Origin of the sequence: Gottfriedia acidiceleris, from assembly GCF_023115465.1 — a bacterium.
Lineage (GTDB): Bacteria > Bacillota > Bacilli > Bacillales > Bacillaceae_G > Gottfriedia > Gottfriedia acidiceleris_B.
On the sequence record NZ_CP096034.1, the window covers coordinates 4394082 to 4409004 of the forward strand.

Consider the following 14923-nt stretch of genomic DNA (forward strand, 5'->3'; position numbering starts at 1 on the left):
AAAAGTGGGCATTTTATTGATTCTATGTTTCAGACTAAAAGTGAAAAATTAAATTTATTGTTCCAAAATAAAAAAAGAGTACCGACCCAACCGATACTCTGCTTTTTGCACCTAACTATTTCACTTCTACCCAAGCGTTTCGAATTGCCGTAACTACAGCATGAGTACGATCATTTACTTCTAGCTTTTGTAGAATATTACTTACATGGTTTTTGACTGTTTTTTCACTAATAAAAAGAGCTTCACCAATAGCGCGGTTACTTTTACCATCTGCTAACATTTGAAGTACTTCACATTCTCTTCTAGTAAGTAAATGTAATGGACGGCGTACTTCTACTTCGCGTGATTTAAATAACTGCTCTTTAAGTGATAGTCTTCTAAATTCTTCTACTAGGTTGTGAGTAATCTTCGGGTGTAAATAACATCCACCTTTTGTAACGACTTTAATCGCTTCAATTAATGTATCTGAGTCCATTTCTTTTAATAAATAGCCTCTTGCACCCACTTTTAAGACATGAGTTACATACGATTCATCATCATGAATAGATAAAATAATTACTTTTGCATCAGGATGTTTTTCTAGTAATGCTTTTGTAGCAGTTACTCCGTTCATTGTCGGCATGTTTATATCAACAATAATTACATCTACTTGATGTTGATCCATAATATTTACAACCTCTGTACCATCTGAACCTTCAGCAACAACATCAAAACTCTCTTCAAAGTCTAGGATTCTCTTAATTCCTTCACGAAACAATTTATGATCATCTACAATTGCAATTCTAGTTTTCATTTCATTACTCCTCTGTTTATTTGTTCTAGTTTGCTAATCTATCGAAATTTGTAGAAATTGGTAATTTTTTCTAAATTATAGTATATTTTAACATATTTTGTTTATAGTTACGACGCAAATCACCAAAAAACGTGAAATAAAATTTTACTTTTGGAAATTTTCAGACGTTTGATTTTGAAATGACATTTCTAATTCTTTCTCTATTTCTACATCTAAAGTGATCCTAATCGTCGTACCTACGTCTAGTAAAGATTCGATGATAAAATCACCATTTAATAACTTAACGCGTTCTTTCATTCCTATTAATCCAAAAGAGTTTTCACTTTGGCTTTTTCCAATTGGAAAACCAACTCCATCATCCTGAACGAAAACATTAATTTTGTTTCCTAAAAAATCTAATCTCACACTAATTGTTGATGGATTGGCATGCTTACATGCGTTTTGAACTGCCTCTTGGATAATCCGAAAGATCGCGACTTCTATTTTTGAATTAAGTCTTTTTTCGCTTTGCCCGTACCCGTAATATTCAAATTTAATCTCAATATGCTTATACGATTCAAGCGATTTTAAATATTTATTAAGGGCTGGAACTAAACCTATATCATCTAATGCCATCGGGCGTAGATCATATATAATTCTTCTAACTTCCCCTAATGCGCAACGGACTCGTTCCTTTATATCACCTAATTCTTTTCTTGCATCTTCTTCTGGTCTTTGGCGATATGTTTTTATTAAAAAGTCTGACTGCATTAATATACTGGCTAACGTTTGGGCAGGTCCATCATGTATTTCGCGTGATAACTTTATACGCTCCTCTTCCTGTGCTTGTATCAGTTGAAATCCGAACTCTTGTTTTTGTTTATCATCTTCATGTAAATGACTAACTTGCTTAAGGTCTGTATTAAGGTAGTTTAAAACAATTGAAATACGGGCAACTAATAGTTCGGCTTTTTGTAGTTTCTCTAACAAAGTCTGAAGTCTATTTTCTAGTTCTTTTCTACGATGATTTAGAACTCTTTCTTCCTTTAATGAAAGAAAATGCTGTTCCTGAATAGTTTGGACAGTTTCATATACTGACTTTACTTGAGATTCAGTATACTTGTTAATTTCCCCATCAACTTCAGTTAATTTTTGTCGTGCCGCTCGGGCTAATAAATCTAATCTAACCGTATTTTCAATTTTCTCTACTACTTGTAATTTTACTTCTTCAAGCTCTACTCTTAATTTCTCGTATTCTGAGCGAGTATCTTCAACAATTCCAAACACATGGGACTTACTATCTATAACATATGTGAGCATATTATCCATGATTTCGTCCAGTGTCTGATTGTCCATTATTCTAGCTGTCATTCACCTTTTCCCCCATTAGCCTATTACTAAATGACTAATAATTTCATGTATATCTAATATTATAATGTAAATAGAATTATAATTGTACAAAAATTTGAAATAAGCAAAAATTATAATTTTTCCGATTCAAACCTTATATTACCAATATATATTGGTATTTTATTTTAAGTTTTAAAAAATACATACCCTTATATAACATCCTTAACACAAAGTTAACAAGTGTTACAAATATATTACGATTGACCCAATAAAAAAGCTGATTCCCGTAAAAGAATCAGCTTTCTGCCTATTTATTGATTGGTACTATTTTCATTTTCAGAACTACTATCTGAATTAATTGTATTAGTCGTATTAGTTGTAGGCGGTTTTTCTAAACCTAAGTGAACTCGGAATTTGCTAGTAATTTCTCTTACACTTTCCTCTTCAGGAACATAATAGTAAATACCGTGAATCGTATCATCGTGACCTTTTAATTTTATTGTTTCTAAGTCATTTTCAGTAATATTAGGTAAATGCTTAGCAAGTGAAATACCACCGCTCATTTTCATGTTCGTACTTATATTTTTACTGAACACTTTCGCGTATTGATCCATTTTCATGATTGTTTCAGGTGATTTAATTTCATTTAAGATCGCTTTAATTACTTGTTGTTGTCTTTCTTCACGTCCAAAATCACCACGAGGATCACGTTTGCGCATACGAGAATATGCTAACGCCTGTTGTCCATTTAAATGCATCATACCTTTGGTAAAGTAAACCTTTTTCCTTGGTGTAGTATCTGTATTTTCCCAGAAATCAAATGGTACATCAACATCTATTCCACCAACTGCATCAACTATGTTTTTAAAGCCATTAAAGTCCACTGTAACGTAATAATCAATTGGTACATTTAAGAATTGCTCAACTGTATCAACTGTTAATTGTAATCCACCATATGAATATGCATGGTTTATTTTAGTTTTTTCTGCATGTCCTGGAATACTTACATATGTATCACGAGGAATACTCATTGTTTTAATTGTCTCCTCTTTTGGATTAAAGGTAGCAAGGATCATCGAATCAGTTCGTCCACCCTTTCCACCAGTTGAATAGTTCTCAATTCCTAAGAAGAGAATCGATATTGGATCTTTCGAAATTGCAACTTTTTCATTTCTTAAGTTTGAAGAAATATCTTCTCCTTTTGTTGCTTTATTTAATTCAAGATATGTTCTAACACCTTTATATCCTACAAACACTAATGCTACTATAATGATAAGTAATAATACCCTAGCAATTAAGCCTCTCTTTTTCTTTCTTCTTTTCTTGGCCATTTTTCGAGAATGATTCTGATTCATATGTTCGAATAGACCTCCTTTAAAGTTAGTATGATTGTTCTATTTAAAATTAGTCATAAATTCACTATTTATAAAGCTAGATTACTACATGTATTTAACAATACTTTCATTTATATGGCAACTACCATTGGTTAACTCAATCATCCAGTTTTTGAAGCTATCTACTTCATCAATCTTAATCCAAAGTTCAAAGCTTACTTCTTCCATGTGGTTAACATTTTCTAAATGATAATGTGAGTTCCGTAAAGCGAACTCTACTTTACCTAATAATTTATAATTAATCTTTACGTTCAATACTTTTACTAATGAACGCTCAACAATTCCAACAGCGTTTAACCCTTCACTGACTGCCTGTCCATATGCACGAATTAATCCTCCTGCTCCAAGCTTTTTACCACCAAAATACCTTGTTACAACAACAACAGTATCTTTTAATCCTCTCTTTTTCAAAACTTCTAACATCGGAACTCCAGCCGTGCCACTCGGCTCTCCATCATCATTGGCTTTTTGAATTTCATCGTTTTCACCGATTAAATAAGCTGAGCAATTATGAGATGCATCAAAATGCTTTTTTTTAATTTCTGTAATGAATCGTTGCGCATCAACTTCAGTTTTCGCTTCATTTATGTAACAAATAAATTTTGATTTTTCAATCTCAATTTCATGACTACCAAAGCCACAAACAGTGAAATAATTCGCTAGCATTTAACACCTAACCTTTCGACTAAATTAAACAATATTTCGACTCACTTCAATATATTACTACAATTTTTCATTCCATTCCTTAAAAAACACTAACATTCTTCAAAAGTAAGTATTTACTGACAAGAATTTATACAGTAACATTAAAAATAATGCTTACTAATTTAATTTTAGACTTTAAGTAACTGCAATGATCAGTCAATATGATCCAATCATTCCATACGAAAAAAAGTTTTCATATTCACATGAATATCAAACTGTATATCCACTATGCATAAAAAAATTTATATCAATTTCTGAATTCCACATCAAGAAATTTCTACTTAATTTAAATTAAATTTAACAATATTGAAAACTAAGTGATAAACCCATTTCATCTTTGGTCATATCCAGCCATATCCCCACAAATTTATTTGTTTTTTCATTTAAAAATTAAAGTTTACGCCTTTTTTAAGAAGAAGATTATCCTAAATGATCAAAAATATTAGAATCATATTTCTTCTGCGGTAATAAGTTTAATAATGCGGTAATTAAAAAGCTTGTAATAAGAGCATTTTAATTACAATTGTATGACTAATAACCAAACCAATACTCCACTTTGAATATTAAATATAGTCTTAATGGAACTACTTTAATTTTCAATAGCGCCCACTTAAATAAAGATTAAATATAACAGCAATGAAAAGTGCTAAAAGAGCTTTGCCATAAGTAAAAAAATCTTGAAAAGGGAGATGATTCTTGGAGATACAAAAAACAAGGATTTAAAGGAAGGATAAAAAAACTAAATTTATTCATAATAAATCATAAGGAGAATCATCAAAATATTGTTATTACATACCCAATTTCAAAACCAAGGTTATAAAAAGGGATAATCCCCCCATAAAACAAACAAATTTTAATGTTGTTAGAAGGTAGTAAGATACTCTGTTAGACCAATATCGATGGGGTTTTAATTTCTTTAAGAAAGTGCTATTTGAACACGACGTATTTTTCCACTTACTTTATGCTAAAATAATAATACTTAAAAAGTAGAACTGGACAAAAGTCTGATTAATTACTAATTATTGTAATGCCGATTAATAAATCATTCTTGCACACACTATAAGTGTAAGGTACCCTTGTGAACTTTTTATGTGGAGTAATAAGCTTGTAACATAAAAATAATTTGATTTTTTTCTGCGAACATTTATAATTGTTATGATGTTATAAAACGTAAACGTTATACATTAGGACATGTTGCAATGCACTTGCAAGGATGGGCCTAAATTATAAACTGGGGTGTTTAAATGGCCTTACAGAATACTCAACAAAAGGTTGAAAGCCGCTACTCAATTCAACAACTTGAGTCATTAAAAAAGAAAAGTATTTTTTATTCATTTATAAAAAGAACATTGGATATAGTCTTTGCGTCGCTCGCGTTTGTCATTTCTTTACCATTCGTATTGTTCTTTATTGCATTAATTAAAATTGATTCCCCTGGCCCTGCTCTTTTCATCCAAGAACGAGTTGGATTAAATGGGAAGATTTTTAATATTTACAAGTTAAGAACAATGCGTATGGATGCAGAGATAAATGGACCACAATGGGCTAGTACGGATGATCCTCGCATTACAAAACTTGGTCACTTCCTTCGAAAAACTCGTATCGATGAATTACCACAGTTCGTCAATGTCTTACGTGGAGATATGAGTCTTGTTGGTCCTAGACCAGAAAGAGCGTTTTTTTTAGTAAAATTTAATCATGAAGTACCAGGCTTTACTAATCGCTTAACAGTCAAACCAGGGTTAACTGGTTGGGCACAAGTGAATGGCGGGTATGAATTAACACCGAAAGAGAAGTTAGTCTTAGATTTACACTATATTGAACATCGCTCAATCATGTTGGACATTCGAATTATGTTTAAAACAATTAAAGTTGTCTTGACTGGTGAAGGTGCTCGTTAAGTAATATAAGATAAGTTCAAAATTTTCTTTATTAAAAATAAGAATAACTAAACAAAAGGCTATTTCTCAATTGGGAAATGGCCTTTTGTTTTCTTTAATAATAAATAGTATTGTTCATTTAAAATAATTTTAAAGGTAAAGAACATTTTAAATTCCAAAAATTACCCACAATTTCAGAAGTTTATTAACAATTTGTGGATAACATATAATACTTATCCACAAACCACTTGTTTATAAATTAAATCAAGTAGCTAAGAAATAGTAAGATACGACAAAATTCTACCAAAACCAAAATTGCTAATCTTTTCTTCCTGTCGATAAGTATTAATTTTATTCACAAGTTATCCACATATTAAAACCAAATTGCATTCATCTTAAAGATATTTAGTTAAACAAATAAATTTACTCTTACTTGAAAAAATAAAAAAATACAATGCAATAAGAAAAAAGCTTATCGCATCGTATTTTAACTATTTTACAACTTTAATTGTACGAACACTTTTGTTTCCCGATTTATCAATTACGTAAACTTTTAAATACGTGTTTGCTTTCTGTACTTTTATTGATACAGAAAATTTACTACTGGAATTAACCGAGCTTTGACCTATTAATGTACTTCCTCGATAAATCTTCACTGAAGCATATTTCTCAGCACTACCTGTTACAGTTTTTGATTTTGAAGTAACTTTATTAACAACTGGAAGAGCTGGTGGAGTTTTATCTAATACTTTTAAAGACTTTGTTGCACTTGCATTTCCAGCTTTATCCGTAGCATTTACACTAACTGTCGTTCCACTTTTTTGCTTTGAAATTGTAAATTTGTAGCTTTTATTTGAAGCAGCTGTTGTGCTTTTTTGAAACTTGCCATTAATAGATAGTTTAACTGTAGAACCTGCTTCTGCTGTTCCGGTAATAGTCGTTGATTGATCTGAAACTGTATTCATTGCTGGTGTTGATGGCTTTGTTTTATCGATTGTAAAGTTGATTGTCGTTGTGTTACTTTCTTCATCTTTCACAACTAAAGTGTATTTACCTGGCTTACTAACGATTTGACCATTTTTAAATCCGGTACCATTTAATAAAGCAGTGCCTTCATCAAATGTGATTTTTACGTCTTTATTATAAGAAATATTATTTTTCACCCCTGTTACGATTGGAGCTACAAAATCTTTCTTTTTGGCAATATATGCAGAAGATATATATCCTGATATTTTTCCATCAGTTGTTTTTACTGGGAACCATACAAAATGATTTAAGCTAGTATTTGGTTCAGTGTATTTAAACTCTCCATCAATTACAAATACCTTATTTAAAGGTTGGGATGTATATGAAGATGAAGTATTCGGTTGAGTTCTTAGTTTTGTACCAGCTGTTGTTACCTTGACGATATCGCCTTTTTTCAATAAATACACAGACTCATGTAATCCACTTGTCATTATATAATTCAATGTATTAAATGTTATACTTTTGCTTAGATTTGGATCATAACTAAAATCATCATAGGCAAATGGATATTGAGCAAGTTTTGTACTTCCTAATAAACTTTGTTCTTCAATGATATTAAACACTTTATCTTGGTAAGTTTCTAAATTCCTTATGATTAAATGATCATCATTTCTTTTTAACGGACTATTTACAGGCATTGTACCGTTATACGCCATAACAGGAAAATACCAGTTTTCAATAATGTCTCTTCCAGCACCATTTATTTTGGGTAATGACGATAATCCGTACTTCTGATCTAAAATACTAACACCCGTCTCAATATTATAGACGATATCATTTTTTAATCTCTCTGGATCTACGGTAGGATCTGTCACTTGCATAATTCCTAATCCATTATCAGAAGAAATAACTGGTTGTCCCTTTTCATCAAATTGTCTCCAAGATGATTCTTTCATTGCAATGGATTTAACAACTTCAGGTGGAATATTCTTACTTAATGCTGCATTCGTTAGTAAACAATTAATTTGTTGATTAGATGGATTTACATTTTGTTTAATTTCACCCATTGGTAAACATTTCGTAGACCAATCCGTTGCTGCTGATGCTTTTCCAGCAACTAATCCAATGGAAAGCATCGTTAATAAGCCTACTTTTAACATTGTTGATTTCAAAACTTTACTCCTCCCCAATCTACTTAATTTTCTATCTTTCATTGTATCATATAAACATATTTTTCTTTAAACTTGTTACTCAATTAAACTAGTAAAAAAAGTGACTCACAATGAGTCACTTTTTTTATTTTAATTCTTGTTTAACATAACTTGATGATACCCATCCAAAGCTTCCATTCGCTAGTTGGACTTTATACCATTTTTTTGTACTATCCATTGTTAAAGTACCATCTGTATTTGTATCAATACTTACGTAATTATTAAGGTTTAACGTACCAATCACATTGTTTTCAGCTGTAGTTGCAGCTGAGCGCACGTTTAAACCATCTGCTGTTATTCTACCTAAGTTTTTAACAGATAAAGTTTGGCTATATGCATTTAATTTAATACTGTTTGTCCAAAAAACATTCCCATCGATCGATAATTTAATCCAATAATTATTTGTTTTTTCAAGAAGAAGGAAAGTTGTACCGGCTGTAATCGATTTCACTTTAGCCGTATCTCCCTTTGCGGTGTATAGATCAATGTTTCCTTTTGCAACCGCTTGGATATTAGCAGGGAATACATCACTACCAACAGGAGTAGATGGACTGCCCGGAATCGTAGTATTCGGTTGAGCTTTATCATAGTACGCTTTATCAAACGGTAGAATTTTTTGCATATGTTGAGCAATCAATTTACCCCAGTTTGGGTCAGTCGCGTAATAAAAATTCATTCCTTCACTCGCTGTATCTATTCTTACATTGCTCATATCTTTTGTACTAAAACCAAGATATGCACCTTTATATTTCCAGTTACTTGGATTTAAGTAAGTGGATTTAATTGAGCGTGCAATATACTCTACATTTTCTTGTACACTCATAAATTTGTATGATGCTATATATGGCGTTGCATCATAAGAACCAAAGCCAAATAAGTTATTTTTTCCTAATGAAATTTGCGAAGTACCAAATCCACTTTCATGAATGGCATGTGCTGCTAAATAAAGTGCATTTACACCATATTTATTTCCAGCATCAATAAATAATTGTCCTTGACCAGTCAGTATACTCTTAACTCCACTTTTCAAGTTATTAGCAATATAGGTATTAATTTGCGCAGCAGTTACTGGCGAAGGTGTACGCAGATCAATAAACTGGTAGCTATCTCTTGATGTCAGTGGGTCACCAGTTTTAACTTGTTTGATATATAATCCTGATACATATCCCGTTTTCCCATTGTAACTAACCTTATACCAATTGTTAGAAGTTTTATCAGTCGCAATTAAAACCATATTTACGGGAATTACTGTAAGCAACGGTGAAGAAGCATCATACGATTGACGTAAATTTAATTCTGAAGTCGTAATATATGTCGAATCTGTAATATTCGTTATTGTCACGACATCGCTTTTTCCAAAATCCAATGCTCTTACATATCCATTTACACCGTTATAAGACACACTATACCAATTACCAATTTTTTTGCTAATCGGGATAACTATATCTTTTGGAATTTGAATAAGCTGCTTTGAAGCATTGCTGAACGATTGATATAAATAAGTTGTATTAAGCGCTTTATAATTTGTAGTAGTAAATGTTGTGAAGCTATTTGTAGTTACATCCTCACTCTTAACATAAAGATTTTGTCCATTGTAATTAATTCGATACCATATCTTTCCTACTAAATCTGTCGCTTTTTGAGTTGAAGCAAAGCCATTATCTCCATTAACTGTAGTTACTACAGGTTTTGTCGCATCTGGAGTTGCGTATAAGTTAGTGACTGCTTTCGTAAAATAATATGCAGTACTTGTTGTTTCATATTTTATTTCATTTACTTTTGTAAAATTATTAATATAAACATATCCCGTTTTACCATTAACCGTGACGTAATACCAGTTACCAACACGTTTTGAAGATGAAATGACCGTACCACTTGGAATACTTGATAGTACTTTAGAAGATACACCATAGGTTTGATATAAACTTGTATTTCTAATTGCTTTATATTTTGTTTGGGCAAATGTAGCTACAGAACTTTTCGTAACATCTGCGCTATTTACATACAAGGTTTTGCCATTATAACTAACGCGGAACCATGTTTGGCCAATGCTATTTACAATGTTTTGAGTACTATAAAATCCATTATTAACAACTACAGAATATGCTGCAGCTTTTTTCGTATCAGGCGTTGGATATAGCTTAGTAGTTTTATTTGTAAAATAATAAGCAGTAGCTTGAGTAGTGTATTTATAATATTCCTTTAAATACGTACCACTTACCCAACCAGTTTTTGAACTATAAGTCACTTTGTACCAATTACCATTCTTTTGAGTAGCGGTAATTAATTTTCCTTTTGGAATAATCACAAGTGATTTATAGGTTGTACCTGCACCCTGTCTTACATTTAGATTTGCTGTCGTTTGATACTTTGTTGTAATATTTACAATTGCTGCACTTGCTTTTGATGTTTCCAAACCGATATTAGGACAGGAAATGCTGGAGGTGCCTACTAATATGCCTGTTGATACCAAAAGTACTCTTCCCATTTTTTTCATGAATCTAATTTTCCTTTCCAACCATTTTTACATTTAATACGTAAAATAAAACAATCCAATTCTATTAAACTAGTAAAATTAATAAACTATAATTTTTTTAAAATGAAATTAACAAAAAGTTAACACTAAAGTTAAGTATAAGTCATAAAATGTCGGAATTTAAATTGTTTTATCAATAATTATATCGGTAAAAAAAGGAAATTGTTTTATATTATCGAAACGACAACCATTTTGTAATTAAATTGACACAATTCTAAAAAAAAAGTTAAAAAGACCATACAGAAGACATTTAACTCTTCTCCATGGTCTATTGATTTCCTACTATATTATGTTTAAGTGGGACTAAAATCTCGAAGTACTTTGTTTTCTTCATTACTTTTTGACTATATGTGAAATCACCATAACAATATGGATATCTGAAATTTTTCTTATTATTATTACACGTATAAAGCTCTGGATTCGTCTCTACCATCGATAAAGAATAAGTTTTAGCAAGTTGATCTGTATGTTTACCCCCATGTGTTTTTACAAAATCAATATAAGCAATCCCCATATTGTAACTTTGTATGATGGTTTGTAAATCAACACCTTGCTTTTTACCATAGGAATACACGTCTTTAAAATGTGAGACACCTTGTTGTATGCTTTTTGATGTATCTTGAATACTATCCTTTGCTAGTCCTAGTGATTCTGAAGCCTGCATTGGATCTTTTCCTTTACCCTTCGTTTCTTGCATCATTAGCCCTAGTAATAAAGGTGTGTATTCTTCTAAATTAGACGTCTTTAACTCAGTGTAAACTTGTGTTTCATACTTCAACACATCTTGGAAATAGTAACGATAGATCGCAAATAACCCAATAATTGACATCAGAAGTGTAAATAAAAGAAGTCTTTTAATAATTTTCCACATTCTATTCTTTTTCATTACCTCCAAACATTTCTCTTTAATACATTATAACGAATATTCCTATTTAAAAAAGCAATGTGCTAAAACTACATATATTTGACATTAAAATGTGAAAAAAGAAATATTTCTTATAATAATCATTTAATAAGAATTGTACCCTTTTAATCCTAGCTTAATAATTGCGTAATCTTCCAACACTGAATTCAAAAAAAGAGTCCAACCTAAATTGGACTCTTTTCTACAATTTACTTTATCTCTTTTACTTCTACTATACGATCCATTTTTAATTCATCATTTTCTCTTGAGAAATGGTAAGTAATTTCAAATGATTTCATTTTAGTTTTACCATGTTTATCAGTTATCTCATACGACTCATTTGTTGTAATGATCATACCCGAATCATCTTGCTTTGAATTTTTCATAGAAAAGCTTGTGAGTTTTTGCGTTGTATCCTTTTTCTTAATCTTGTCTTGATATTCCTTAGACTGTAAGAATGCTTGGCCATTTTGATTAAACAAGCCGTTAATTAGTTGCTTTTCTTCTAAATCAGAAGAAGGCTTAGGACTTGGTAAATAGTTATCAAAAAATCGTTTAAGTCCTGCAAAGAAACCATCTTTTTGATCTGTCTCGTCCTGATTGTCAACTGGCGTATCAAACATTAAATCTACATATTTTCCTGTAACCGGAATATCATCCGTTTTATATAATTCACCATTCTTTTCAATCTCAGCGTGAACTACTGTTTTACCATTTAATAAAAACGGACCAAAGCGATCTAGTTCACTTACTTTTTGCCCCGTATCTTTTCCATTTACAAATAGTTCTGCCTCAGGTTCGTTTGAATAAATTTGAACATAACTAACATTAAAAGTTAATTCTTGCGATAACTTATTTTTTGAAGCAGAGGAAAAATCTATATCAACTGAATCCTGAACATCACTATAAACACCTTTATATGAAACAGCCATAGTATACTTTCCAGGTAAAATTTTGTGGTATGTTGTTTCATATTCGTCTTTATTTAAATGTGTAATATGATTATTTAATTTTAATTCTATGTCGTCAATTGGCGAAGAAATCTTTAATTCGAATGGTTGGGCACTTATTAAATATGTTTGATAAATCCCTAAAAATTTACTACCCTTTTTAATTGAAAGCACATAATTTCCACGACTATCTATTAACTTACTATTCACTACTTTATTATTTTGAATCATATCGTCAAATTTATCTAAAACATCATAGCTATTTAAGTAATCCATAAATGCGATTACTGACTCCTCATCTAAAGATGCCCCGGTACCGCCTTTTTGCAGCATATGTGTGACTTCTTTATAATTATTATCTGACACAGCTTTATCAAAAACCTTCACTAATCTTTTAGGCGAATTTAAGTAGCTTAATGTTAAATGTGTAATTAATATCACGATAATTGGTATTAAAATAAACATCCATTTTCTTTTAAAACTAGGTATTCGTTTTTTTCGCATTGTTCGTATACCCGCTCTTGACAAGGAATTTTGTTCTCTTAACTGAGTTTCCATTTATTTTTAACTTCCCCTTAAATTTTCATTCTATATAGTGCATGTTTTTAATATATAAATTGAATCTAAATAAATACTTAAAAAAGTAAACTATAGTCTATCATACTATTTTTTATTTAAAGGGTAAAAAGAAATTTTTTTATTAGTTAGTGGAAGTAATTGGTTTCATTTCTCTTAAATATATGTATGACATCTTTTCCATTTACTTGTTAAACTATAAGAGTTGAGATATAGGAGGAGTGAAATTGAAGCCGTTAGTTAATCGGAAAGAATCGATTTATTTTATATTACTTTTACTTATTAGTATTCCAATTTATTTTTTACTTATTTTCAGTGTTGTTGGTCTTATTATTTTAGGAATTTTAATCGTTTTACCACTTTTTGCCCATTTAATTTTCACTGCAAAAATACGTATTAATGGCGTTAAGATTACTGAAAAACAATTTCCAGAAGTATATTTCAAAACAAGAGAAATTTCAAAGGAAATGGGCTTTTATTTCTTACCAGATGTTTATGTAGTCCAATCTGGAGGCCTGTTAAATGCCTTTGCTACGCGTTTCTTTGGACGGAATATGATTGTTTTATATTCAGATCTATTCGAAGTGATTGAATCAAATCCAAAAGTAGTTGATTTCGTAATTGCACACGAGCTTGCACATATTAAACGAAATCATATTCTAAAACAGGCTTTAGTATTGCCTGCAAATTGGGTTCCTTTTTTAGGTTCTGCATATTCACGTGCATGTGAGTATACAAGTGATCGAATGGCTAGTCATTATATAAATGATTTTGAAGCATCGACAAAAGCACTTACAATGTTAGCCGTTGGTCGCAAATATTATCAACAAATTGATCAGCATGAATATTTATTAAATAGTAGCAATGAAAAAGGCTTTTTAATTTGGTTCAGTGAACGATTAATGTCACATCCAACTTTACCAAAACGTATTAACGCTTTGCATCATTTTAATAATGTAGAAAGCGATATTAAATTTAAAACACCAAAACGCGTATATGGAATTGCTGTAATTGTATTCGGGTTGTCATTCGGGGTAATTGTCGGTGCAGGTTTATTGGTAGAAAAAGTGATTCCACTAGCACAATCATTCGTTGATGGCTATTTAGCAGCAGAAACACCATTAACGCAAGCAGTACTTGATAACGATGTTGAACAAGTTAAAGAGTTAATTGACGAAGGCGCAGACGTAAATGAATTAAATGATGACTACGAATCTCCACTTCTCATAACTTCATATACTGAAGAAGATCACCTTAACTTGGAAATGTTAAAGTTATTACTTGATAACGGAGCTAATCCTTCTATAGGAGATGCAGATGATTGGACAATCTTACACGCCGCTGCTTCTATGGGAGACAAGCAAGCAATTGACTTACTCTTAAAATACGGAGCAGATATTAACCAGCAAGACAGTTCTGGAGAAACACCTATTTTTGATACAACTTATGACATAGATGATGTAAAAACATTCCAGTATCTAATTAAGAAAGGTGCAGACTTATCGATAAAGAATGTAGATGGAATGACAGTAAAAGAAGTAGCTAAGGAAAATGGAGCAAAGAAAATCTTAAAGTGGTTAGATCGTCAAGTAACCGAGATTAAACTTTAAGACTTACGCAATTATTTTCCTTATTAAAGCATCAGAGTCAGTAAAAAAGCAAAGTTCAAAACTACTGAA

Annotated in this window: 10 protein-coding genes; 2 read left to right on the plus strand and 8 right to left on the minus strand. The window is 31.1% G+C overall.

Features of this window, described 5'->3' with window-relative positions; genetic code table 11:
• Window positions 1-115: 115 nt before the first annotated feature.
• The 4 genes from MY490_RS20730 to MY490_RS20745 all read right to left on the minus strand — a co-directional run bounded on the left by MY490_RS20730 (window position 116) and on the right by MY490_RS20745 (window position 4182).
• Window positions 116-793, minus strand: a complete 678-nt coding sequence (locus MY490_RS20730; RefSeq protein WP_248267340.1) for a response regulator — start codon at window positions 791-793, stop codon at window positions 116-118.
• A 144-nt stretch (window positions 794-937) separates the two neighbouring features.
• Window positions 938-2143 carry a sensor histidine kinase gene (locus MY490_RS20735; RefSeq protein WP_248267341.1) on the minus strand — a complete coding sequence of 402 codons (1206 nt, stop codon included), beginning with the start codon at window positions 2141-2143 and terminating at the stop codon, window positions 938-940.
• Between the two features lie 290 nt (window positions 2144-2433).
• Window positions 2434-3477: an LCP family protein gene (locus MY490_RS20740; RefSeq protein ID WP_248267342.1), complete on the minus strand. Its 1044-nt coding sequence runs from the start codon at window positions 3475-3477 to the stop codon at window positions 2434-2436.
• Window positions 3478-3561: 84 nt separating this feature from the next.
• Window positions 3562-4182, minus strand: a complete 621-nt coding sequence (locus tag MY490_RS20745) for a YigZ family protein (protein WP_248267343.1) — start codon at window positions 4180-4182, stop codon at window positions 3562-3564.
• 1283 nt (window positions 4183-5465) lie between these two features.
• Between MY490_RS20745 and MY490_RS20750 the strand changes: the two genes are divergently transcribed.
• On the plus strand, window positions 5466-6122 hold the full coding sequence (locus MY490_RS20750; protein WP_025671303.1) for a sugar transferase: 657 nt from the start codon (window positions 5466-5468) through the stop codon (window positions 6120-6122).
• A gap of 470 nt (window positions 6123-6592) precedes the next feature.
• On the opposite strand, the gene MY490_RS20755 is transcribed toward MY490_RS20750, so the two are convergent.
• The 4 genes from MY490_RS20755 to MY490_RS20770 form a co-directional block, all read right to left on the minus strand.
• Window positions 6593-8239, minus strand: coding sequence for an Ig-like domain-containing protein (locus tag MY490_RS20755; RefSeq protein WP_248267344.1), 1647 nt, complete (start codon window positions 8237-8239; stop codon window positions 6593-6595).
• Window positions 8240-8363: 124 nt separating this feature from the next.
• Window positions 8364-10775, minus strand: a complete 2412-nt coding sequence (locus MY490_RS20760; protein WP_248267345.1) for an SH3 domain-containing protein — start codon at window positions 10773-10775, stop codon at window positions 8364-8366.
• Window positions 10776-11082: 307 nt separating this feature from the next.
• Window positions 11083-11700: a lysozyme family protein gene (locus MY490_RS20765; RefSeq protein WP_432707025.1), complete on the minus strand. Its 618-nt coding sequence runs from the start codon at window positions 11698-11700 to the stop codon at window positions 11083-11085.
• 227 nt (window positions 11701-11927) lie between these two features.
• Window positions 11928-13226 carry a TcaA 3rd/4th domain-containing protein gene (locus MY490_RS20770; protein ID WP_248267346.1) on the minus strand — a complete coding sequence of 433 codons (1299 nt, stop codon included), beginning with the start codon at window positions 13224-13226 and terminating at the stop codon, window positions 11928-11930.
• Between the two features lie 245 nt (window positions 13227-13471).
• Between MY490_RS20770 and MY490_RS20775 the strand changes: the two genes are divergently transcribed.
• Window positions 13472-14854: a M48 family metallopeptidase gene (locus MY490_RS20775; protein ID WP_248267347.1), complete on the plus strand. Its 1383-nt coding sequence runs from the start codon at window positions 13472-13474 to the stop codon at window positions 14852-14854.
• Window positions 14855-14923: the final 69 nt, after the last annotated feature.